The organism is Streptomyces sp. NPDC004658, assembly GCF_040609555.1.
GTDB lineage: Bacteria > Actinomycetota > Actinomycetes > Streptomycetales > Streptomycetaceae > Streptomyces.
Genome location: NZ_JBEXKG010000014.1, coordinates 20,805 through 42,255, shown reverse-complemented (window position 1 = coordinate 42,255; position 21,451 = coordinate 20,805). Strand labels below are relative to the sequence as shown.

Here is a 21,451-nt window from a genome sequence, read left to right as displayed (position 1 = left end):
CCTGTCCCGCTCAGAACTCCAGCAGCACCTTGCAGGACCGCCCCCGGTCAGCGGCCAGCGCGAACGCGGGCTCCGCTTCTGTCACGGGGACCACGGAACTGATCAGCCCGTCGAACTCGCCCCGGGCGGCGAGCAGTTCCAGCGCCTCGTCGAACTCGGCGTCGAACCGGAACGCGCCCCGCAGTTCGATCTCCCGGCTCACCACCAGGTTCCCGGCGAACGGGCTCCGCCCGGCCGGCAGCATCCCGAGCTGGACGACCACACCCCCGCGCCGCACCGACCGCAGACAGGTGTCCAGGCCGGCGGCCACCCCCGACGCCTCCACGGCCACGTCCACCTCGACCGGCCACCCGGGATCGTCCGGATCGTCGGCCCGTACGAGCGTGTCGGCGCCGGCGACGGCCGCGTACCCCAGCGCCTCGGGCACCAGGTCGGTGACCGTCACCCGTGCCGCGCCCGCCGCCTTCGCCGCCGCGACGACCAGGCACCCGATCGGCCCGGCCCCGGTGACCAGCACCTGACGCCCGGTCACCTCCCCGGCCCGCCGCACCGCGTGCAGCGCCACCGACAGCGGCTCGGCCAGCGTGGCCCGGCGCAGCCCGAGCCCGTCCGGAAGCGCCCGCAACTGACCGGCGGGGACCGCCAGTCGGCCCGCGAACCCGCCCTGCACGTGCGGAAAGCGCGCCGCACTGCCCAGATAGCGGGTGTCGCGGCACACGTTCGCCCGCCCGTCGGCACACTCCGGGCACGCCCCGCACGGCGTGGCCGGGTGCACGGCGACCGCCGTACCCGGGGCGGGACCGGTGGCTCCGGGGCCGTAGGACACGACCGTGCCGACCACCTCGTGCCCGAGGACCATCGGCTCGCGGAGCCGGAAGTCCCCGACCCCGCCGTGCCGCCAGTAGTGCAGATCGGACCCGCACACCCCGCCGTACCGGACGGCCACCAGGGCCTCGCCGGGCCCGGGCTGAGGGGGCGGCAGCTCCTCCACCCGCAGATCGCCGGCTCCGTGGACCACACACCCCAGCACGCCCGGCACCCCTTTCACAGCACGCTCGTCATGCCGCCGTCGACGTACAGCACCTGTCCGCCGACGAAGTCCGCCGCGGGCGAGGCCAGGAAGAGCAGCCCGCCCACCAGGTCCTCGGTACGGCCCCAGCGCCCGGCCGGGGTGCGGCGGCGCACCCACGCGCTGAACTCCTCGTCCTGCACCAGTGGCCGGGTCAGGTCGGTCTCGATGTAGCCGGGGCCGAGGCCGTTGACCTGGACGCCGTGCGGGCCCCAGTCGGCGCACATGCCCTTGGTGAGCATCTTCAGCGCGCCCTTGGCCGCCGCGTACGGCGCGATCCCGGGCCGGACGACCTCGCTCTGCAACGAGCAGATGTTGACGATCTTTCCGTGGCCGCGTGCCGTCATCCGCCGGGCGGCCTCCCGGCCGACGAGGAACGCGCTGGTGAGGTTGGTGTCCAGGATGCGGTGCCAGTCGGCGTCCGCGAACTCCAGCAGCGGGGCGCGCAGTTGCATGCCCGCGTTGTTCACCAGGATGTCGAGCGGGCCCACCCGCTCCTCGACGTCCGCGATCCCCGCGGCCACGGCCGGACCGTCGGTCACGTCGAACACAGCCGTACGCACCTCACCGGGAAGGCCCGCCGCGGCCTCGGCCAGCCGGCCGGCGTCGCGCCCGTTGAGGACCACCGTGCAGCCGGCCTCGGCCAGGCCCCGGGCCAGTGCGAGGCCGATGCCCCGGCTGGACCCGGTGACCAGGGCCGTACGGCCGCTGATGTCGAAGAGGGGGTGAGCCGTCATCGCCGTAGCCCTAGATGACCAGGGAGAGGAGCAGGACCAGGCCGCCGGCGACCACCGAGATGATCGTCTCCATCACCGACCAGGTCTTCACGGTCTGCCCGACGCTCAGCCCGAAGTACTCCTTCACCAGCCAGAAACCGGCGTCGTTGACGTGGCTGAAGAACAGCGAGCCGGCGCCGATGGCCAGGACGAGCAGGGCCGTGTGCGTGGTCGACATGTCCGCCGCGAGCGGCGCGACCAGGCCGGCCGCCGAGACCGTCGCCACCGTCGCCGAGCCGGTCGCCAGCCGGATCGCCACCGCGATCAGCCAGGCCAGCAGCAGCGCCGGGATCGACCAGTCCTTGGAGACGTCCAGGATCATCTGGCCCACGCCCGAGTCGATCAGCGTCTGCTTGAAGCCGCCGCCCGCGCCCACGATCAGCAGGATTCCGGCGATGGGCATGAGGCCCTTCTCGACGGTCTGGTGCAGCCGGTCCTTGGTGAACCCGGCGGCCCGGCCCAGCGTGAAGAAGCCGACGATCACGGCGGCGAGCAGCGCGATCAGCGGCGAGCCGACGACGTCGAAGACACGCTGGGTCGTGTTCGCGGTGTCGTCGATGACGATGTCCACCAGCGCCTTGGCCAGCATCAGCACCACAGGCAGCAGCACCGTGGCGAGCGTCGCGCCGAAGCCCGGACGGCGCTGAAGCTCCTCCGAGGCGCGCTGCGGCAGCATCCGGTCGGGCGCCGGAACGTCCACCCAGCGGGCCGCGACCTTCGAGAACAGCGGACCGGCGATGATCACCGTCGGGACGGCGACCAGGATGCCGAGCGCGAGGGTCACCCCCAGGTTGGCCTTGACCGCGTCGATGGCGACCAGCGGGCCGGGGTGCGGCGGGATCAGACCGTGCATCACGGACAGACCGGCCAGTGCCGGGATGCCGATGCGCATCAGGGAGTAGTTCCCGCGCTTGGCGACCATCAGCACGACCGGGATCAGCAGCACGATGCCGACCTCGAAGAACAGGGGCAGGCCGATCACGGAGGCGATCAGCACCATCGCCCACGGCATGGCGCGCCCGCCGGCCTTGGCGAGGATCGTGTCCACGATCTCGTCGGCGCCCCCGGAGTCGGCGAGCAGCTTGCCCAGGATCGCCCCGAGCGCGATCAGGACGCCGACGCCGGCCACGGTGGAGCCGAGTCCGGTGGTGAAGCTGGTGATGGCCTTGTCGAGCGGCGCCCCGGCGACCGCCCCGAGCGCCAGCGACCCGATGGTCAGCGCCAGGAAGGCATGGAGCTTGAACTTGGTGATGAGCAGGACGATGAGCGCGATGCCCACCAGGACGGCTATGCCCAGCTGGGCGTGTCCTGCGGAGGTGATCGGCGGAGGCGCGTCCGCTGCCAGCATCTCGACGCTGAGTCTGGTCACGGGGGTTCCCTTGCGGTGACGGGGGTGTTCTGACGGGCGCTACTGAGCGCTGCCCGCGGTGTCGGGAAGCACACCGAGTGCCTGCACGGCGCGCTCGGTGATCTCCTGGGGGCTGCCGCTGACGTCCACGGCGACTCCCGCCTCGTCCGGCTCCAGGGGCTGGAGCGTGGCGAACTGGGAGTCCAGCAGCGCGGTGGGCATGAAATGGCCCTGGCGCTGGGACATCCGCTCCTCGATCACCTGCCGGTCGCCCGTGAGGTGCAGGAACACGATCCCGGGGGCCACGGCCCGAAGCCGGTCGCGGTACGACCGCTTCAGCGCCGAGCTGCTCACCACCCCGCCCAGTCCGGCCCGGCCGTGCGCCCAGTGCCCGATGGCGTCCAGCCACGGCCACCGGTCGGCGTCGTCGAGCGGGATCCCGGCCGACATCTTGTCGATGTTGGCGCGGGGGTGGAAGTCGTCGCCCTCGGCGTACGGGACGCCCAGCCGCGCGGCGAGCAAGGGACCGATCGTGGTCTTGCCCGTCCCCGCGACGCCCATCACGACGACGACCTGGGGGGTACGCATGACTGCCTCGCTGTCTTCCTCGACATCGACGCCACTGCGGCGTCGCCACACTGAAACCCATTAGGTACGACGAATTCAAGAGTCTGTGACATATAAGTCTGACTTTTTGTCGCTGTGATCCACGCCGTACGCTGAGTGCATGACCACACCGGGCCGGGGGCTGCACGGCCGTGTACTGGACACCCTCGGCCCCGCGATCACGGCGGGCGAGTACCCGCCGGGCAGCGTCCTGCGCACCGACGAACTCGCCCAGCACTTCGAGGTGTCACGCTCCGTGATGCGCGAGGCGGTCCGCGTGCTCGAATCCATGCACCTGGTCGAGTCCCGCCGCCGGGTGGGCGTCACGGTCCGCCCCAAGGCCGAGTGGAACGTCTACGACCCGCAGGTCATCCGCTGGCGCCTGGCCGGCGCCGACCGCCCGCACCAGCTGCGCTCCCTCACCGTGCTGCGCTCCGCGATCGAACCCGTCGCGGCCGGCCTCGCCGCGCAGCACGCCACGGCCGAGCAGTGCGCCGAACTCACCGAGTGCGCGCTCGGCATGGTGGCCAACTCACGCGGCCACAAGCTGGAGAAGTACCTGATCCACGACATCGCCTTCCACCGGGTCGTCCTCACCGCCTCGGGCAACGAGATGTTCGCCCGCCTCGGCGACGTCGTCGCGGAGGTCCTGGCCGGACGCACCCACCACGAGGTCATGTTCGAGGACCCCGACCCGGCGGCCGTCACCCTGCACGTACAGGTCGCCGAGGCGGTCCGCGCCGGCGACGCGCCCCGAGCGCAGGAGCTGACCCGGCAGATCACCGTGGGCGCCCTGCAGGAACTGGACATCCTGGCGCCGTAAGGCCTGCCCGGCAGGCCCCGGCCCCGGCTACTCGCCCGGGAAGTCCCCGTCCACGTACACCCACGCCCCGTCCACCCGCTCGAACCGGCTCCGCTCGTGCAGCGAGCCGCCCCGGTAGGAGGCGCGGAACGTCACCGTGCCGGTGCTGTGGAACGCGGTCCCGTCGGCGGTGTCCAGGATCTCCAGCCCCGTCCACCGCATCCGCGGATCCAGGTCCAGCCGCGCGGGCCGGGTCCGGGGATGCCAGGTGCGCAGCAGATACCCCGCGTCCCCCCTGACGAAGGCGCTGTACCGCGAGCGCATCAGCAGCTCGGCCGTCGGCGCGGTCGCCGCGCCCGTGTGGAAGCGGCCGCAGCAGTCGCCGTAGGACCGGGGGAGCCCGCAGGGGCAGGTGCGCGAGGTCATGCCCCCATTCTCCCCGCAGCAGGGGAGGCGTCCGCCGCGGGTCGGGTGCACAGTGGAAGTGCCGGACTGGAGCGCCCCCAGGGGCGCCGAGAACCGCGCGACCAGCCACGATGGACCGGCGGACGGCCGGCGCCCGTCGCGGCACCCTCCGCGGAGCGAGGTGGCGGACGATGACCGGACCGATGAGCAGCCGTCCCGCCGTCAAGGAGTGGCGGCTGAACCTGTACCTGTCCGAGCACGATCCGGACACCACGGCCCGGATCATCCTCGACACCGGCGACAACGTCATCGAGAGCCACGCCGAGGCCCGCCGCAACCCCTACGACCGGGCGATGCCGGAGATCGGCGACGAACTCGCCGCCGGACGCGCGCTCATCGCCATGGGCCGCATGCTGCTGCGCGCCGCCGACGGCGACATGAAGGCGACCGGAGCCGCCGACACCGAGGCCCCGGCGCCGCTGTGGCAGCCACGGGAGTGAGGGAGCCCGCCGTGCACTTCACGAACCGCCTGGAAGCGGGACGGAGACTGGGCGAACGCCTGGAGTACCTCAGGGGCCAGGACGTCGTGGTGCTCGGGCTGCCACGCGGAGGGGTACCGGTCGCCGCCGAGGTCGCCGAGGCCCTCGACGCGCCCCTGGACGTCTGCCTGGTGCGCAAGCTCGGCGTGCCGTACCAGCCCGAGCTGGGCATGGGGGCGATCGGCGAGGACGGCGTCCGCGTCATCAACCAGGAGGTGGTGCGCGGTACCGGGGTCTCCGCCGCCGACCTCGCCCGGGTGGAGGAACGCGAGCGCCGCGTGCTGGAGCAGCGGGCCGCGCGCTACCGGGCCGCACCCCCCGTCTCGGTCGCCGGCCGGACCGCCGTCGTGGTGGACGACGGCGTGGCCACCGGCTCCACCGCGCGCGCCGCCTGCCGGATCGCCCGCGCCCGGGGTGCCGCCCGCATCGTGCTGGCCGTCCCCGTGGCCCCGCGGGACTTCGCCCGGCGCCTCGGCGGGGACGCCGACGAACTGGTCTGCCTGGACACCCCCTGGCACTTCGCCGCGGTCGGCCAGTTCTACGCCGACTTCGCCCAGGTCGACGACGCCGAGGTCACCGCCTGTCTGCGCCGGGCCGCGCACCGGCACCGGCACACCGCCGGCGCCGCCTCGACCGACCGGGAGGTGACGGTGACCGCCGCCGGTGCCCGGCTGGGCGGACGGCTCACGGTGCCCGAGGACGCCACCGGAGTCGTGGCCTTCGCGCACGGCAGCGGCAGCAGCCGGCACAGCCCGCGCAACCGGTTCGTGGCCGAGGGGCTGCACCGGGCCGGCCTCGGCACCCTGCTGTTCGACCTGCTCACCGACGCGGAGGAGGCCGACCGGGGCAACGTGTTCGATATCGCCCTGCTGGCCGGACGGCTGCTGGACGCCACCCGCTGGCTGCGCGAGGAACCCGGCACCGAGGGCCTCGCCGTCGGCTTCTTCGGCGCCAGCACCGGAGCCGCCGCCGCCCTGTGGGCCGCCGCCGACCCCGACGCACGGCCCGCCGCCGTCGTCTCCCGCGGCGGCCGGCCCGACCTCGCCGGACCCCGGCTGGCCGCGGTGACGGCACCCACCCTGCTCGTCGTCGGCGGCGCCGATCCGCAGGTCCTCGCCCTCAACCGGGAGGCACAGGCACGACTGCGCTGCGAGAACCGGCTGGAGGTGGTCCCCGGCGCCACCCACCTCTTCGAGGAGCCCGGCACGCTGGAACGGGTGACCGAGCTGGCACGTGACTGGTTCACGGACCACATGGCACCCGCGCACGTATAGCCCCGCCGCCATGGGCGGGAAGTCCGTCACCCTGCTCCTCGCCGGTGACGTCATGCTCGGCCGGGGCGTCGACCAGATCCTCGCGCACCCCGGCGACCCGGCCCTGCGCGAGGACTGCGTCCACGACGCCCGCGACTACGTCGCCCTGGCCGAGACCGCGAACGGACCGGTACCCCGGCCCGTCGACCCCGCCTGGCCCTGGGGCGAGGCCCTGCCCGTGCTGGAGCGGGCCGCCCCGGACGTGCGGGTGGTCAACCTGGAGACCGCCGTCACCCGGGACGGCGACTTCGCACCCGGCAAGGGCGTCCACTACCGGATGCACCCCGCCAACCTGCCCTGCCTCGCCGCCGTCCGGCCCGACGTCTGCGTCCTCGCCAACAACCACGTGCTCGACTTCGGACCGTCCGGCCTCGCGGAGACCCTCGACTCCCTCGCCGCCGCCGGGCTGCGCACCGCCGGAGCGGGTCCGGACGCGGACTCCGCCTGGCGCCCGGCGGCCGTCCCGCTGCGGCCGGGCGGACGCGTCCTGGTCTTCGCCTTCGGCATGCCGTCCAGCGGCATCCCGCACAGCTGGGCCGCCACCGGTGAACGTCCCGGCGTGGCCCTCCTCCCCGCACCGACCGCCGCCGCCGCGCAGGACGTCGCCGACCGCCTGCGGCGCACCGGGCGGCGGCCCGGCGACCTCGTCGTCGCATCCGTCCACTGGGGGCCCAACTGGGGCTACCCGGCCTCCCGCGACGAGATCCGCTTCGCCCACGCGCTCGTCGACGCGGGCGTCGACGTCGTCCACGGGCATTCCTCGCACCATCCGCGCCCACCGGAGGTCTACCGGGACCGGCTCGTCCTGTACGGCTGCGGCGACCTCGTCGACGACTACGAGGGCATCGGCGGCTACGAGCGCTACCGCGACGACCTGCGGCTGCTGTACCTGGTGTCGGTCGAGCCGGGCACCGGCCGGCTGACCGGTCTGCGGATGGTGCCCTTCCGGGCACGCCGACTGCGCCTGGAGCGCGCCTGCGCCGAGGACACCGCCTGGCTGCGCACGGTCCTCGACCGGTACGCGCGCGTCCTCGGCACCCGGGTCGAGCACGGCGACGGCGGCACGCTCACGGTACGGCCGCTGCGCTGATCCTCAGGGTCGCCCGCCCTTGCGCAGGAACCTCCGCAGCCGGGTCAGCGTCCACGTGTTGATCACGTCCTCCTTGGTGAGCCAGCCGCGCTGCGCGGTCGCCACCCCGTAGCGCAGCTGGCCCAGGTGCGGCACGGAGTGCGCGTCGGTGTTCACGGCGAACCTCACCCCGTGCTCCCTCGCCCTGAGGATGTCCTCGTCACGCAGGTCCAGCCGGTCCGGCTGGGCGTTGACCTCCAGCGCGGTACCGGTGCGCGCGCAGACCGCGAACACCTCGTCCCAGTCGGCGTCCACACCCGGCCGCTTGCCGATCAGCCGGGTCGTGGGATGCCCGAGGATGTTGACGTAAGGATGCTCGCAGGCCCGCACCAGCCGCCGCGTCATCGCCGCCCGGTCCAGGTCGAAGTGGGAGTGCAGCGAGGCCACGCACAGATCGAATCCGGCCAGGAACTCCTCCGGCCAGTCCACCTCGCCGTCGGGACCGATGTTCAGCTCGGTGCCGTGCAGCAGCCGCATCCGGCGCCGGGTGCCGTCCAGCTCCCGCAGCCGCTGCCGCTGGGCGAGGATCTTCTCGTCCGTCATGCGCTGCATGTACAGGTTGGGGGCATGGTCGGTGACCGCGTAGTAGGCGTGACCGCGCTCGGCGGCGGCCTCCACCATCGTCTCCAGCGAGGCCAGACCGTCCGTGAGATCGGTGTGCGTGTGCAGGTCGCCGCGGATGTCCCGCTCGGTCACCACCTCGGGCAGGCCGTCGCCCAGCGCCGCCTCGATCTCCCCGCGGTCCTCGCGCAGCGTCGGCGGGATCCACGGCAGGCCGAGCCGCGCGTACACCTCCTCCTCGGTGCGCGACGCCACCGACTCCCCGCTCTCGGTGTCGAACACGCCGTACTCGGAGAGCTTCAGCCCCCGGTGCACGGCGATGGTCCGGGTGCGGATGTTGTGCGCCTTGGACCCGGTGAAGTACTGCAACGCGGCGCCCCACGAATCCGGCGGCACCACCCGCAGATCGAGCTGGAGCCCCTTGCCGGTACGCACCGACGTCTTCTTCGTACCCCGCGCGATCACCTCCGCGGTGACCGGCAGCTCGCACAGCGCGTCCATGAACGGCACCGACCGCCGCGCCGAGACCAGCACGTCCAGGTCGCCGACGGTCTCCCGCATCCGGCGCAGCGAACCGGCGTACGCACAGCGCTCGCAGCCCGGCACGGCGGACAGCTCGGCGACGATCTGCTCGGCGGTGTCCAGCGCCAGCGGCAGCGGCACCCGCGCGCCCGCCCGCTGGAGCAGTTCGATCCCGTGCCGGATGTTCTCCTGCGTCTTCTCGCCGAAGCCCTTCAGGTCCGCCAGCGCGTCCGCCTCGATGGCCGCGGCCAGCTCGCTCACCGACGAGATGTGCAGGTCCTCGTAGAGCCGCAGCGCCTTCTTCGGCCCCAGGGTCGGGATCGTGATCAGCTCGCGCACCCCGGCCGGGATCCTCGCCCGGCGCTCCTCCACCACGGCCATCGTGCCCGTGCGCAGATACTCGGCCACCTTCTCGGCGATCGACCGCCCCACGTTCGGGATCTCCCGCAGCCCGTCGGCGTCCAGCGTGGAGATGTCCGCCGGATACCCGCCGATCGCCCGCGCCGCCTTCTCGTAGGCGCGCGCCTTGAACGCGTCGCCTCCGGTGATCGCGATGAGATCGGCGTACTCCCGAAGGAGCGCCTCGACCTCGTCGTTGCGACGGGCCACGCCTCAAGTCTAGGAAGGGGGGCCGGGGTACGCGAAAGGCCCCTGCTGAGCAGGGGCCTCCACTGGTGTCCGAGGGGGGACTTGAACCCCCACGCCCGATAAAGGGCACTAGCACCTCAAGCTAGCGCGTCTGCCATTCCGCCACCCGGACAAGGTGTCTGTCGAGCGAGGCCTGCCTTTCGGCGGGGTTTCCCTCGCGGCGACGAAGGAAACATTACCAGGCTTTCGCAGGTGGCCGATCACCCCCCGGTGCCGGCGCCGGCCGCACGTGAACGGCGCGTGACGGGCCGGGACCGGTCTTGGGCCCAAGGCGGCGCCGGAGAGAGGATGGCAGGGACCACCAGCAGTGACAGTGGGAGGAAGCAGCGTGAGCGAGACGGACACGGCCAGGAGCGTCACCGGCGAGGACGAGGTCGTGGACCTCTGCCGCGAGCTGATCCGGTTCGACACCAGCAACTACGGCGACCACTCCGGCCCCGGCGAGCGGAAGGCCGCCGAGTGGGTCGCCGAGAAGCTCGCCGAGGTCGGGCTGGAACCGAAGATCTACGAGTCGCACCCCGGCCGCGCCTCCACGGTGGCCCGCATCGAGGGCGAGGACCCGTCCCGGCCCGCGCTGCTCATCCACGGCCACCTGGACGTCGTACCGGCCAACGCGGTCGACTGGACCCACCACCCGTTCTCCGGCGAGGTCGCCGACGGCTGCGTGTGGGGACGCGGGGCCGTCGACATGAAGGACATGGACGCCATGACGCTCGCGGTCGTCCGCAACCGGCTGCGCAGCGGGCGCCGGCCGCCGCGGGACATCGTGGTGGCCTTCCTCGCCGACGAGGAGGCGGGCGGCACGTACGGCGCCCGCTACCTGGTCGACCGCCACCCCGAGCTGTTCGAGGGCGTCACCGAGGCGATCAGCGAGGTCGGCGGCTTCTCCTTCACGGTGGACGACCAGCGGCGGCTGTACCTGATCCAGACGGCCGAGAAGGGCATGCACTGGATGAAGCTGACCGTGGCCGGGACCGCCGGGCACGGCTCGATGATCCACCGCGACAACGCCATCACCGAGCTGTCCGAGGCCGTCGCCCGGGTCGGCCGGCACAAGTTCCCCGTGCGGGTCACCAAGACCACCCGGGCCTTCCTCGACGAACTGGGCGACGCGCTCGGCACCGAGCTGGACCCGGAGGACATGGAGTCCACCCTCGCCAAGCTCGGCGGCATCGCCAAGCTCATCGGCGCGACCCTGAGCAACACCGCCAACCCCACCCAGCTGAACGCCGGCTACAAGGTCAACGTCATCCCCGGCGAGGCCACCGCGCACATCGACGGACGGTTCCTGCCCGGCCACGAGGAGGAGTTCCTCGCCGACCTCGACCGGCTGCTCGGCCCGAAGGTCCGCCGCGAGGACGTGCACGCCGACAAGGCCGTCGAGACCACCTTCGACGGCGCCCTGGTCGAGGCCATGCAGTCCGCCCTGCTCGCCGAGGACCCGACCGCGAAGGCGATCCCGTACATGCTCTCCGGCGGCACCGACGCCAAGTCCTTCGACGACCTCGGCATCCGCGGCTTCGGCTTCGCGCCGCTGAAGCTGCCGCCGGAGCTGGACTTCGCCGGCATGTTCCACGGCGTCGACGAGCGGGTGCCGGTGGACGGCCTGCAGTTCGGCGTGCGCGTGCTGGACCGGTTCATCGACGCGTCGTGACGCTCGGTGCCCCGGGTATTCGGGCAGCCGTACGAGATCGACTGAGAAGGGTGAATGCGACGATAGGCTCGTAGCTTCATCAGTCCCCCCTCGTTACAGGTGACGTGATCCCGAACCTTGGGGTCGCATTGCCAATGAGGAGGAAGAATGATCAAGAAGGTCGTCGCTGCTGCGGCTGCCACCGGTGGGCTGGTTCTCGCGGGCGCGGGCCTGGCCGTCGCCGACTCCGGTGCCCAGGGTGCCGCCGTGCACTCCCCGGGTGTCGTCTCCGGCAACGTCATCCAGGTGCCCGTCCACGTCCCGGTGAACGTGTGCGGCAACACGATCAACGTGATCGGGCTCCTGAACCCCGCCTTCGGCAACGCCTGCGTCAACAAGTGACGCCGGCTCCCTGAGGGGCGTCTTCGACGAGCCGTCGGCCTCGGAGCGCGCGCCATGCGCTCCGGGGCCGACCGGTCTTTACGGAACGAAGACGAACGAAGACATGGAAGGCAGGGGGGATTCAGCATGCGACAGGTCACGCGCAAGGGCCTGATGACCATGGCCGCCGCGACCGGTGTCATCGCCGCCGCGGGCGGCTACGCCCACGCCGACTCGGGTGCGGCGGGCGCCGCCGGGGGCTCACCCGGCGTACTGTCCGGCAACACGGTGCAGGTGCCCGTGCACGCGCCGGTGAACGTCTGCGGCAACACCGTGAACGTCGTGGGGCTCCTGAACCCGTCGGTGGGCAACACATGCGCCCATCACGGCGGAGCCCCGGGGGGTCACCACAGCGGTTCCGGCGGCTCGCACGCGGGCGGCCACACCGGCGGCTCGCCGGGCGTGGGTTCCGGCAACACCGTGCAGGTGCCGATCGACGCCCCCGTGAACGTGTGCGGCAACAGTGTCGACGTCATCGGGGCGGGGAACGCCGCGGTGGGGAACGACTGCGCCGATGACGGCGGGCACGGCAATCCGCCCGGGCATCCGGGCCACCCCGGGCACCCGGGCCACCCAGGGCAGCCGGGGCACCCCGGGAAGCCGGGAGAGCCGGGGCACCCGGGGAAGCCCGGTGAGCCCGGGCATCCGGGGAAGCCCGGTCAGCCCGGTCAGCCCGGAAATCCGGGGCACCCCGGCGGTCCGGGGCACCCCGGCACCGGCTCGCACACCGGCGAGGGGGGCTCCGGAACGCACGGGGCGTCGCAGGTCCAGGCCCATGTGGGCCGCTCCGGCCAGCCCCTGGGCACCGCCCAGCTCGCCCACACCGGCAGCGACGTGCCGCTCGGCATCGCCCTGCCGGCCGGCGCGGGCGCGCTGCTCGCCGGCACGGTGCTCTACCGCAAGGCGCGCGCCAGGGCGTGACCCGAAACGGAGCGGGCCCCTGCCGTGTCGGCGGGGCCCGCTCCGTTCATCTGTCCGCACTCACTCTGTGATCACGCTCACCATGTCGCGCGCACCTGGCGGATGATCCGCCGGCGCAACCGCACCCTGCGGCTGCCGTCGCGCAACAGGCTCAGTCGGTCCAACTCCCAGTGTCCGTACTCGGCATGGTCCGTCAGCAGACGTGTGGCCTCCTTGCGGGACACCCCGCGAGGTACGTACACGTCGACAAATTCGTATTCCGGCATCGCATCTATTGTGCGGGCTGGTGCCCGGTACGGATAGCGTCTGCACTATGTCTGATGCTGCGCAGCCCACCGCTGCCGAGGTACGCGCCGCCGCCGAGGCCGTCAAGACCGCGCTCGACCGTCATCTCGCCGCGGTCGAACGCAGGTCGGGGGAGGACGACCCGGCCGTGTCCGAGGCGTTCAACCAGCTGGCCGCTGCCGCCGAGGCGTACGACGAAGTGCTCTACGACCGTTACGACGAGGTCACCCCCTTCGAGATCCCCGGCGCGGACGAAGCGCTGCCGCCGTACGCGGGCCCCGAGGAGCCGAACGCGATCAGTGTGCTGATCCGCCGCGACTACACCGTGGCGGAACCCCAGCGGCTGCTGGCGCAGGCCCAGCGGGTCGAGGCGGCGGAGTACGACGACGTCGTGGACGAGGACGATGCCGCCGGGACGGTCCCGGGGGCACTGGGCATCCTCTTCGGCGAGTTCGAACCCGACGAGATCGCCTCCCGGCACAAGGAGTTCGGCCTGGAGGAGGGCGACTCCACGCTCTGGGTCACCGCGGCGGAGGAGCCGCCGGAGGCCGGCGAGTGGCTGGAGACGCCGTTCGAGCACATCGATCCGCAGCAGGTGGTGTGCCGGTTCGACGTGAGCGCGGTGTTCGACGACGAGGTCTCCGACGGCGAGGACGACATCGACTTCGTCGACGACGAGGACGAGGACGGCGAGCTGGAGCCGATCGACGCCGAGAAGTGACAGCGGAGAATGACCGCCGAGACGTGACCGCCGAGAAGTGACAGAGGTGGACGTGACGGGGCCGGTGGCGCCGCGGGCGTGGAGCCCGTACGGCACCGCCGGCCTGTCGCCTTCCTGGGCTCAGCTCGCCGGCACCTGGGTGCGCAGCAGAGCCGGCAGGCGGGTCGTGCGCGGCTTCGGCGGGATTTCCGCCACCGCCTTCGGCAGGGCCTGTTCCACACCGTGCACGACCGACAGGTGCCGTTCCGCCCGGCCGAACGCCGTGTAGACCCAGGGGCGGCTGAGGGCCTGAGCGGCGTCGCCGGGCAGGACCACGACCGCCGCCGGCCAGCGGGCGCCCACCGCCTGGTGCGCGGTCAGCGCCCAGCCGTGCCGGACGCTCCCCTCGACCCGCTCGCGCGGTACGACGACGGGGGCGCCGGCGCACGACAGGTGCAGCCCTTCGGCGTCGGCCCTCACCACCACACCCGGCACGGTGCGCCCCGGCGCGGGGGAGTAGGCGATCCGGTCGCCGGGGTCGAAGCCGCCGAACCGGCCGGGGCCCGGGTTGAGGCGCTCCTTCAGGGCGGAGTTCAGGGCGCGCGTGCCCGCGGCGCCGCCGTGGCCCGGGGTGATCACCACGGTCTGGTCGGCCGGGACGCCGATCGCCCGGGGCACCGAGTCCGCGACCAGCTGCACCGTCCGGTGCACGGCCTCGCCCGCGTCCCGCACCGGCACGATGACGATCTCCTTGCCCGGCGCGGCGACCTGGTTCAGCTCGCCGACGCCGATGCCGGAGACCAGCTCGCCGAGCGGACCGGGGTCCGGCACACGGGAGGCGATCTGCGGGCAGGCGCGGGCCGCGAGCAGGTCGGCGAAGACGCGGCCCGGACCGGCCGACCACAGCACTCCGGGGTCGCCGCTGAGCAGCAGCCGGGCCCCGTCGGGCAGCGACTCCGCCAGCATCGCGGCGCTCTCCACGTCGAGCTGGGGCGCGTCCAGCACGATCAGCAGGTCGAGTTCCAGGGCGCCGTCCGCGTCGCGGCCCGGGCCCTCGGTGCCGGACAGCAGCCCCGCGACCGTGCCCACGCCGTGCTCCGCCGGCTCCCCGCCCAGCCGCTCGGCCAGGCGCCGGCGCCCGTCCGGGGTGTGGCAGACGGTGAAGGCCCGCAGGCCCGCGGCACGGGCGGCACCGAGCAGCGCGGCCGGCTCGGCGCGGGCCGCCTCCCCACCGGTGTGCAGCACCAGGCCGTGCCCGGCGACCGCGCGGGCCAGCTCCGCGGCACCGCCGGACACCCCGGCCGCGACGGCCTCCCAGGCCTGTCCGGCCTCCTGGGACAGGGAGTTGACCAGCCGGGCCAGCGCGTCCGCGAGGCTCTCCTCGGCCAGCGCGTACCGCTCCAGGCCGACGAGGACCCGGACCGGCCGCTCCCGCTCCTCGTCGGTGTCCGCGTCGCCCGCCTGGGGCGCGGCGGCGCCGGGCTCCTCCAGGGCGTCCTGGAAGACCAGCGCCTCACCCTCGGCGAGCGCGGCCTGCACCGCCGCGTCCGGGTCCGGCACGCCCTGCTTGCCGAGCGCCCCGGTGAGCGTGGGCAGCTCCAGGGCGGTGTGCCCGGCCACGGCCGCCTGCTCCAGCAGCCAGACGGTCAGCGCGCGGCCCCGCCGCTCGTCGTCCGGGCCGCAGGCCGCGCCGAGCAGCGCCCGGGCGAAGCCGTCGGCCTGGTCCGGCCGTACACCGCCGACCCGGAGCAGCTGCCAGGGGTCCTCCCGCAGCGCGGTGTCGGCGCCCTCGCCCAGGGCCGCGGCGACCTGGGGGGCCAGGGTGTCGGGCGCGCCGCCCTCGGCCAGCACGCGGCGCACGGCGTCGACGGTCTCCGGCGCGGGGCCGCCGGGCACGACCGGGGCCGGGGCGGGCTGGGGCCTGCGCACCGGTTCCGGGGCGGGGCGGCGCGGTGCCGGTGCGGGCTCCGCGAACACCGTGGCCGCCGGCTTCTCGCCGCTCTCCACGGCCCGGACCGCCGCGAGCAGGTCGGCCGCCTTGCCGCTGAGCTTGGCCCCGCTGGCGATCGTGCCCCTCTTCTCGGCCTTGCGCCGCTCGATCCGCTCCCGCTCGATCCGCTGCGCGGCCAACTCGGCCTCCGCCTCGGACAACCCGGCAGCACCGGCCCCGCCCTCGGCCCCGCCGGTGTCGCCGTCGGCGTCCGCCCCGCCGGTGTCGCCTTCGGCATCGGCCCCGGCCGGGTCCTCGCCGGCGTCCGCCCTGGCCGGGTCTCCGCTGGTGTCCGTCCTGTCCGGGGCCCCGCTGCTGTCCGTCCCGGCCGTATCCCCGTCGGCATCCGCCCCGCCGGTGTCGCCGTTGGCGTCGGCCCCGGCCGGGTTCCCGCTGCTGTCGCCGTCGGCGTCCGCCCCGGCCGGGTCCTCGCCGGCGTCCATCCTGGCCGGGTCTCCGCTGCTGTCCGTCCCGGCCGTATCCCCGTCGGCGTCCGCCCCGCCGGTGTCGCCGTTGGCATTGACCCCGGCCGGGTTCCCGCTGCTGTCCGCCCCGGCCGGGCCTTCGCCGGCGTCCGCGCCTCCCGGGTCGCCGGCGGCACCCGCGTCGTCGGTGGCGGTCGCGCCCTCGGCCGTGACGGCCCCGTCGGTGCCCTGCTCCGTGGCCCCCGGTGTGTCCGGCGTCCCCGGCCCGGCTTCCTCCGTGGTCTCCGGCTCCGTGCTCACAGCGTGCTCCAGTCGTGATCGGGATAGCGGTGCACGGGCGCCGACACATCGTCCAGCGCCCGGCAGATCTCGTCAGGAAGACTAAGGGCCTCCACTGACAACGCCGCCGTGAGCTGCTGGGCGTTGCGGGCGCCGACGATCGGCGCGGCCACCCCGGGCCGGTCCCGGACCCAGGCGAGGGCCACCTGGAGCGGGGTGACCGCGAGCCCGTCGGCGGCCGTCGTCACCGCGTCCACGATGCGGGTCGCCGTGTCGTCCAGATACGGCTCGACGAACGGCGCCAGGTGCTCGGAGGCGCCGCGCGAGTCCGGGGGAGTGGTGTGCCGGTACTTGCCGGTGAGCACGCCCCGGCCGAGCGGGGAGGAGGGCAGCAGGCCCACCCCGAGGTCCAGCGCGGCGGGCAGCACCTCGCGCTCCACGCCCCGCTGGAGCAGCGAGTACTCCATCTGGGTGCTGGCCAGCCGGGTCCGCACGCCCGGTGCGGCGAGCTGCCAGGTGGCCGCCTTGGCCAGCTGCCAGCCGCAGAAATTGGACACCCCCGCGTACCGGGCCCGGCCGCTGCCGACCGCGAGGTCGAGGGCGTGCAGCGTCTCCTCCAGCGGGGTGTCGGGGTCGTAGGCGTGGACGTGCCACAGGTCGACGTAGTCGGTGCCCAGACGGGCCAGGGAGGCGTCGAGCGCGGCGAGCAGATGGCCGCGGGAGCCGTCGAAGCGGCGGTCGGGGTCGGGGACGCTGCCCGCCTTGGTGGAGATGACCAGGTCACGGCGCGGCACCAGGCCGTCCATGAGCTGCCCCAGCAGGTACTCCGCCTCTCCGTCGCCGTACACGTCCGCCGTGTCGACCAGGGTGCCGCCGGCCTCCCAGAACGCCTTCAGCATGTCCGCGGCGTCGTGCTCGTCGGTGTCCCGGCCCCAGGTGAGGGTGCCGAGTCCGATCCGGGACACGCGCAGGCCGGTCCGGCCGAGATGCCTCTGCTCCATGACCGCGAGATTACTGGCCAGAACCGGTGCGGTGGGTGGCCTGTGGACAACCCGTTCGCAGTGCCCCGAAGGGCGCCGGGACCTGCGCGACCGGGACCGCCGGGGCCGGGCACCCTGCCCCCGGCACCCGCCCCCGCGCTAAGGTCTGCCGCACAGGGACGTTACTCATGGGTAAGGGGATTCGGCCATGCAGCTCGGGATCAACCTCGGCTACTGGGGTGCCGGAATGGACGGCGACAACCTGGCCGTGGCGCAGGAGGCCGACCGGCTGGGCTACGCGGTGTGCTGGGCCGCCGAGGCCTACGGCTCCGACGCGGCCACCGTGCTCAGCTGGGTCGCCGCGCAGACCGAGCGCATCGACGTCGGCTCGGCCATCTTCCAGATCCCGGCCCGGCAGCCCGCGATGACCGCGATGACCGCGGCCACGCTCGACTCGCTCTCCGGCGGCCGGTTCCGGCTCGGCCTCGGCGTCTCGGGCCCGCAGGTCTCCGAGGGCTGGTACGGCGTCAAGTTCGACAAGCCGCTGGCCCGCACCCGCGAGTACGTGGAGATCGTCCGCAGGGCGATGACCCGCGAGCGGCTGACGTACGAGGGCGAGCACTGGACGCTGCCGCTGCCCGGCGGTCCGGGCAAGCCGATCAAGCTGACCGTGCACCCGCAGCGGGAGCACATCCCGCTCTACATCGCCGCGATCGGCCCGAAGAACCTGGAGCAGACCGGCGAGATCGCCGACGGCGCGCTGCTGATCTTCCCCTCCGCCGAGCACCTGGAGGAGACCACGGTCAAGTACCTGCGGGCCGGCCGGGAGAAGGCGGGGCTGACGCTCGACGGGTTCGACGTGTGCCCGACCCTGCCGATCGCCCTCGGCGACGACAAGGACGTGGCCCGGCTCGCCGACACCTTCCGCCCGTACACCGCCCTGTACGTCGGCGGCATGGGCAGCGCCAAGCAGAACTTCTACAACCAGCTCGCCCAGCGCATGGGGTACGAGAAGGAGGCCGCCGAGATCCAGACCCGGTACCTGTCCGGGGACAAGCAGGGAGCCGCCGCCGCGATCCCGCAGGACCTCATCGACCGGACCACTCTGCTTGGCTCCGTGGACCGGATCGCCGACCGGATGAAGGCCTACGCCGCCGCCGGCGTCACCACCCTCAGCCTGGCTCCGGCCGGCTTCACGCTGGAGGAGCGGATCGCCTCCCTGCGGGCCGGCAGCGAGGCCCTGGAGCGCGCCGGACTCGCGTAAGGGGTGTCAGCGGCCGTGGTGGGGGCTCGGGGGTCTTCCCCGCCACGGCCGTCACCGGGAACAACGCGCCCGGCACCGCGCGGTTACGACCGCGCCCCGTTCTTTCACGGCTCCGCGGCACTCCGCCTCGTCGCGGCTCCGGCGGCGGCCCTCCTCCGTTCGGGCCAGTTCCGCGCACCCCACGTTGCGGCGCCTTCCCCCCGGCACTTGACTCGTTCTTCGCGGGACCCGTGCGCGCGGAGTCCGGCGTAGCCGGGGAGAGGTGTCTGCCATGCTGTCGGCCAAGAGCTTGTTCCAGGAGATCCTCGACAACGACGAGTCCTTCCGCCTCTTCTGCTCCATCGCCGCCGGCGGGGAGGCCCAGGGCGGCTGGGAGAACGGGCGGATCGCCGCGCTGGTCCCGGAGGGCGAACGCGCGCTCGCCCCGAAGATCGCCCGGCACGGCGCCGACGAGGACAAGCACGGACGCATCTTCACCGCGCTGCTGAGGAGGCGCGGCCTCGCCCCCGTCCCCGTCCCGCCCGACACCGACTACACGATGCTCCTGGAGCGGTGCGGCATCGGCATCGCCCACGACAGGCTCCGCCGGGACGAGCCGCTCACCGTGCGGGACATCATCGTCTACCTCGCGCACAGCCGGGTCACCGAACAGCGCGCCGCCGAGCAACTGGGACTGCTCCGGAAGCACTTCGCCGACCACCCGGAGATCGGCAAGGCCGTCCGCGTGATCTCCGACGACGAGGACGACCACCTCGCCTACACCCACGAGGAACTGCTGCGCCTCGCCGCCGCCGGGCACGGCCGGCTGATCCAGCGCACCCTGCGCGCGTGCGCGCTCACCGAGATCCGCGTCCACCGGGACGTCAGCCTCGCCGTCATGGCCCGCATGGGCCGCATCCTCGGCTGGCCGAAGTCCAGGTCCGCGCTGCTCGCGGCCGGCATCCGCGCCGTGTACGCCTACGAGCGCCTCGCCGGCTGGCACCGCATGGTCACCCTCGCCCCGCCCGCGCGCCGCGACGCCCTGGGGCGGCCCGCGCCACCCGCCCCCGAGTACGTCTGAGCGCGCTCACAGCCAGCCGCGCTGCTTGAACTGCCGGTACAGCAGCACCTCCAGTACGGCCATCACGAGGATCACCGCCGGATACGACCACAGCCAGTGCAGCTCGGGCATGTGGTCGAAGTTCATGCCGTAGATGCCCGCGATCAACGTGGGGACCGCGGCCATCGCCGCCCACGCGGAGATCTTCCGCATGTCGTCGTTCTGCTGCACGCTTGTCTGCGCCAGGTGGGCGGAGAGGATGTCCGACACCAGCCGGTCCAGGGCCTCCACGGACTCGTTCACGCGCGTGAGGTGGTCGCCCACGTCCCGGAAGAAGGGCCGCGCCTTGTCGTGCACGAACGGCACCGAGCCACCGAGCGGGCCGTTGCCGGCCAGCCGGGTCAGCGGCAGGGCCAGTGGCCCGGTGGCCCGGCGGAACTCCAGGACCTGCCGCTTGAAGGTGTAGATCCGGGACGCGGTGTTGCGGGAGCCGCCGGTCTCGGGCTGGAAGACCTCCGCCTCCAGCTCGTCCAGGTCGGTCTGCAGCTCCGTCGCCACCTCCAGATAGTGGTCGACGGTGGCGTCCGCGATGGCGTACAGCACGGCCGTCGGCCCCTTGTCGAGCATCTCCGGCTCCTCCTCCAGCCGGTGCCGCACCGCCGCCAGCGGCGAGCACTCGCCGTGCCGGACGGTCACCACGAAGCAGTCGCCCACGAAGACCATGACCTCGCCGGCGGAGACCGCGTCGCTCTCCGGTTCGTACACGACCGGCTTCAGCACCATGAACAGCGAGTCGTCGTACACCTCCAGCTTCGGTCGCTGATGTGCCTTGAGGGCGTCCTCCACGGCCAGTGGATGCAGTCCGAACTCCTCGGTGACCAGTCCGAACTCCCGCTCGGACGGTTCGTGCAGCCCGATCCACACGAAGCCGCCGGCCGCCCGCGCCTCGGCGAGCGCGTCGGACAGGTCCTCCGGCCCCTCGGTGCGGCGTCCGTGCCGATAGATGGCGCAGTCCACGATCACGCTGCGCATTCTCCCCTCGCCCAGCCGACGGCGCACGCCTTCATGCGCCTACCCTGGTCCGCATGCCCACGCTGATCCTCGTCAGGCACGGACGTTCCACCGCCAACACCTCGGGTCTGCTCGCCGGGCGGACGCCCGGCGTCGCCCTGGACGAGCGCGGCGCCGCGCAGGCCGCCGCGCTGCCCGCACGGCTCGCCGGCCTGCCGCTCTCCGAGGTCGTCACCAGCCCCCTCCAGCGCTGCCAGGAGACCGTACGGCCGCTGTTGGAGGCCCGCCCCGGCCTGCCCGTCCACACCGAGGAGCGGATCGGGGAGTGCGACTACGGCGACTGGTCCGGCCGCAAGCTGGCCGAGCTGAAGGACGAGCCGCTGATGGAGGTCGTCCAGGCCCACCCGTCGGCCGCCGCCTTCCCCGGCGGGGAGTCCATGCGGGCCATGCAGACCCGTGCCGCCGAGGCCGTACGCGAGTGGAACGCGCGCGTGGAGCGCGAGCACGGCGCCGACGCGGTCTACCTGATGTGCTCCCACGGCGACATCATCAAGTCGCTCGTGGCCGACGCCCTCGGACTTCACCTCGATCTCTTCCAGAGGATCTCCGTGGAGCCCTGTTCCGTCACCGCGATCCGCTACACCCGTCTGCGGCCCTTCCTCGTCCGCCTCGGCGACACCGGCGACTTCGCTTCGCTCGCCCCGCGCGAGGAACCCGGTGACGGCGACGCACCGGTCGGGGGTGGTGCGGGCGCACCGTGATCGT

21 protein-coding genes and 1 tRNA gene are annotated in these 21,451 nt (G+C 73.3%); 11 read left to right on the top strand and 11 right to left on the bottom strand.

Annotation, left to right across the window (positions count from 1 at the left end; all coding sequences use genetic code 11):
- Positions 1-10: 10 nt before the first annotated feature.
- From ABZV94_RS08260 to ABZV94_RS08245, 4 genes are read right to left on the bottom strand one after another with little or no spacing between them, the layout of a single operon-like run.
- Complete coding sequence (locus ABZV94_RS08260) at positions 11-1,030, bottom strand: L-idonate 5-dehydrogenase (RefSeq protein WP_356338461.1); 1,020 nt, start codon at positions 1,028-1,030, stop codon at positions 11-13.
- A 14-nt stretch (positions 1,031-1,044) separates the two neighbouring features.
- A complete protein-coding gene (locus ABZV94_RS08255) occupies positions 1,045-1,806 on the bottom strand; it encodes an SDR family oxidoreductase (protein WP_356338460.1) in 762 nt (253 codons plus the stop codon).
- Positions 1,807-1,816: 10 nt separating this feature from the next.
- Positions 1,817-3,214, bottom strand: coding sequence for a gluconate:H+ symporter (locus ABZV94_RS08250; protein ID WP_356338457.1), 1,398 nt, complete (start codon positions 3,212-3,214; stop codon positions 1,817-1,819).
- Positions 3,215-3,253: 39 nt separating this feature from the next.
- The gene (locus ABZV94_RS08245) at positions 3,254-3,781 is read right to left on the bottom strand and encodes a gluconokinase (protein WP_356338456.1); all 528 of its coding nucleotides are present in this window, start codon (positions 3,779-3,781) and stop codon (positions 3,254-3,256) included.
- Positions 3,782-3,920: 139 nt separating this feature from the next.
- Between ABZV94_RS08245 and ABZV94_RS08240 the strand changes: the two genes are divergently transcribed.
- Positions 3,921-4,622, top strand: a complete 702-nt coding sequence (locus ABZV94_RS08240) for a FadR/GntR family transcriptional regulator (RefSeq protein ID WP_356338454.1) — start codon at positions 3,921-3,923, stop codon at positions 4,620-4,622.
- Positions 4,623-4,649: 27 nt separating this feature from the next.
- Here ABZV94_RS08240 and ABZV94_RS08235 read toward each other — a convergent pair whose 3' ends face one another.
- A complete protein-coding gene (locus tag ABZV94_RS08235) occupies positions 4,650-5,027 on the bottom strand; it encodes a YchJ family protein (protein WP_356338452.1) in 378 nt (125 codons plus the stop codon).
- 170 nt (positions 5,028-5,197) lie between these two features.
- Here ABZV94_RS08235 and ABZV94_RS08230 point away from each other — a divergent pair, with 170 nt between their 5' ends.
- From ABZV94_RS08230 to ABZV94_RS08220, 3 genes are read left to right on the top strand one after another with little or no spacing between them, the layout of a single operon-like run.
- Complete coding sequence (locus ABZV94_RS08230; protein ID WP_356338450.1) at positions 5,198-5,506, top strand: dsRBD fold-containing protein; 309 nt, start codon at positions 5,198-5,200, stop codon at positions 5,504-5,506.
- An 11-nt stretch (positions 5,507-5,517) separates the two neighbouring features.
- Positions 5,518-6,819, top strand: coding sequence for a phosphoribosyltransferase family protein (locus ABZV94_RS08225; protein ID WP_356338448.1), 1,302 nt, complete (start codon positions 5,518-5,520; stop codon positions 6,817-6,819).
- Positions 6,820-6,829: 10 nt separating this feature from the next.
- The gene (locus ABZV94_RS08220; RefSeq protein ID WP_356338445.1) at positions 6,830-7,948 is read left to right on the top strand and encodes a CapA family protein; all 1,119 of its coding nucleotides are present in this window, start codon (positions 6,830-6,832) and stop codon (positions 7,946-7,948) included.
- 3 nt (positions 7,949-7,951) lie between these two features.
- Here ABZV94_RS08220 and polX read toward each other — a convergent pair whose 3' ends face one another.
- Positions 7,952-9,679, bottom strand: coding sequence for a DNA polymerase/3'-5' exonuclease PolX (gene polX / locus ABZV94_RS08215; protein WP_356338443.1), 1,728 nt, complete (start codon positions 9,677-9,679; stop codon positions 7,952-7,954).
- 63 nt (positions 9,680-9,742) lie between these two features.
- Positions 9,743-9,830: transfer RNA gene (locus tag ABZV94_RS08210), tRNA-Leu, on the bottom strand.
- 216 nt (positions 9,831-10,046) lie between these two features.
- On the opposite strand from ABZV94_RS08210, the gene ABZV94_RS08205 reads away from it, so the two are divergent.
- The 3 genes from ABZV94_RS08205 to ABZV94_RS08195 all read left to right on the top strand — a co-directional run bounded on the left by ABZV94_RS08205 (position 10,047) and on the right by ABZV94_RS08195 (position 12,713).
- Positions 10,047-11,372 carry a M20/M25/M40 family metallo-hydrolase gene (locus tag ABZV94_RS08205; protein WP_356338440.1) on the top strand — a complete coding sequence of 442 codons (1,326 nt, stop codon included), beginning with the start codon at positions 10,047-10,049 and terminating at the stop codon, positions 11,370-11,372.
- Between the two features lie 147 nt (positions 11,373-11,519).
- The gene (chpH, locus tag ABZV94_RS08200; RefSeq protein WP_014671723.1) at positions 11,520-11,753 is read left to right on the top strand and encodes a chaplin ChpH; all 234 of its coding nucleotides are present in this window, start codon (positions 11,520-11,522) and stop codon (positions 11,751-11,753) included.
- Between the two features lie 126 nt (positions 11,754-11,879).
- A complete protein-coding gene (locus tag ABZV94_RS08195; protein ID WP_356338437.1) occupies positions 11,880-12,713 on the top strand; it encodes a chaplin in 834 nt (277 codons plus the stop codon).
- A gap of 77 nt (positions 12,714-12,790) precedes the next feature.
- On the opposite strand, the gene ABZV94_RS08190 is transcribed toward ABZV94_RS08195, so the two are convergent.
- Positions 12,791-12,979: a DUF5703 family protein gene (locus tag ABZV94_RS08190; protein WP_014671721.1), complete on the bottom strand. Its 189-nt coding sequence runs from the start codon at positions 12,977-12,979 to the stop codon at positions 12,791-12,793.
- Positions 12,980-13,026: 47 nt separating this feature from the next.
- On the opposite strand from ABZV94_RS08190, the gene ABZV94_RS08185 reads away from it, so the two are divergent.
- Positions 13,027-13,719 carry a hypothetical protein gene (locus tag ABZV94_RS08185; protein ID WP_356338435.1) on the top strand — a complete coding sequence of 231 codons (693 nt, stop codon included), beginning with the start codon at positions 13,027-13,029 and terminating at the stop codon, positions 13,717-13,719.
- Between the two features lie 120 nt (positions 13,720-13,839).
- Here the strand turns inward: ABZV94_RS08185 and ABZV94_RS08180 are convergent, their stop codons facing one another.
- The gene (locus ABZV94_RS08180; protein ID WP_356338433.1) at positions 13,840-16,413 is read right to left on the bottom strand and encodes a helix-hairpin-helix domain-containing protein; all 2,574 of its coding nucleotides are present in this window, start codon (positions 16,411-16,413) and stop codon (positions 13,840-13,842) included.
- Complete coding sequence (locus tag ABZV94_RS08175; RefSeq protein ID WP_356338431.1) at positions 16,410-17,393, bottom strand: aldo/keto reductase; 984 nt, start codon at positions 17,391-17,393, stop codon at positions 16,410-16,412. Before ABZV94_RS08175 ends, ABZV94_RS08180 begins: the two co-directional genes overlap by 4 nt.
- 187 nt (positions 17,394-17,580) lie before the next feature.
- Here ABZV94_RS08175 and ABZV94_RS08170 point away from each other — a divergent pair, with 187 nt between their 5' ends.
- On the top strand, positions 17,581-18,636 hold the full coding sequence (locus ABZV94_RS08170) for an LLM class F420-dependent oxidoreductase (RefSeq protein WP_356338429.1): 1,056 nt from the start codon (positions 17,581-17,583) through the stop codon (positions 18,634-18,636).
- 271 nt (positions 18,637-18,907) lie between these two features.
- Complete coding sequence (locus ABZV94_RS08165; RefSeq protein WP_356338427.1) at positions 18,908-19,696, top strand: ferritin-like domain-containing protein; 789 nt, start codon at positions 18,908-18,910, stop codon at positions 19,694-19,696.
- 6 nt (positions 19,697-19,702) lie between these two features.
- On the opposite strand, the gene corA is transcribed toward ABZV94_RS08165, so the two are convergent.
- On the bottom strand, positions 19,703-20,698 hold the full coding sequence (gene corA / locus ABZV94_RS08160) for a magnesium/cobalt transporter CorA (protein ID WP_356338553.1): 996 nt from the start codon (positions 20,696-20,698) through the stop codon (positions 19,703-19,705).
- 62 nt (positions 20,699-20,760) lie between these two features.
- Here corA and ABZV94_RS08155 point away from each other — a divergent pair, with 62 nt between their 5' ends.
- Entirely contained in the window at positions 20,761-21,447 is a 687-nt protein-coding gene (locus ABZV94_RS08155) for a histidine phosphatase family protein (protein ID WP_356338425.1), read from the top strand.
- Positions 21,448-21,451 lie beyond the last annotated feature (4 nt).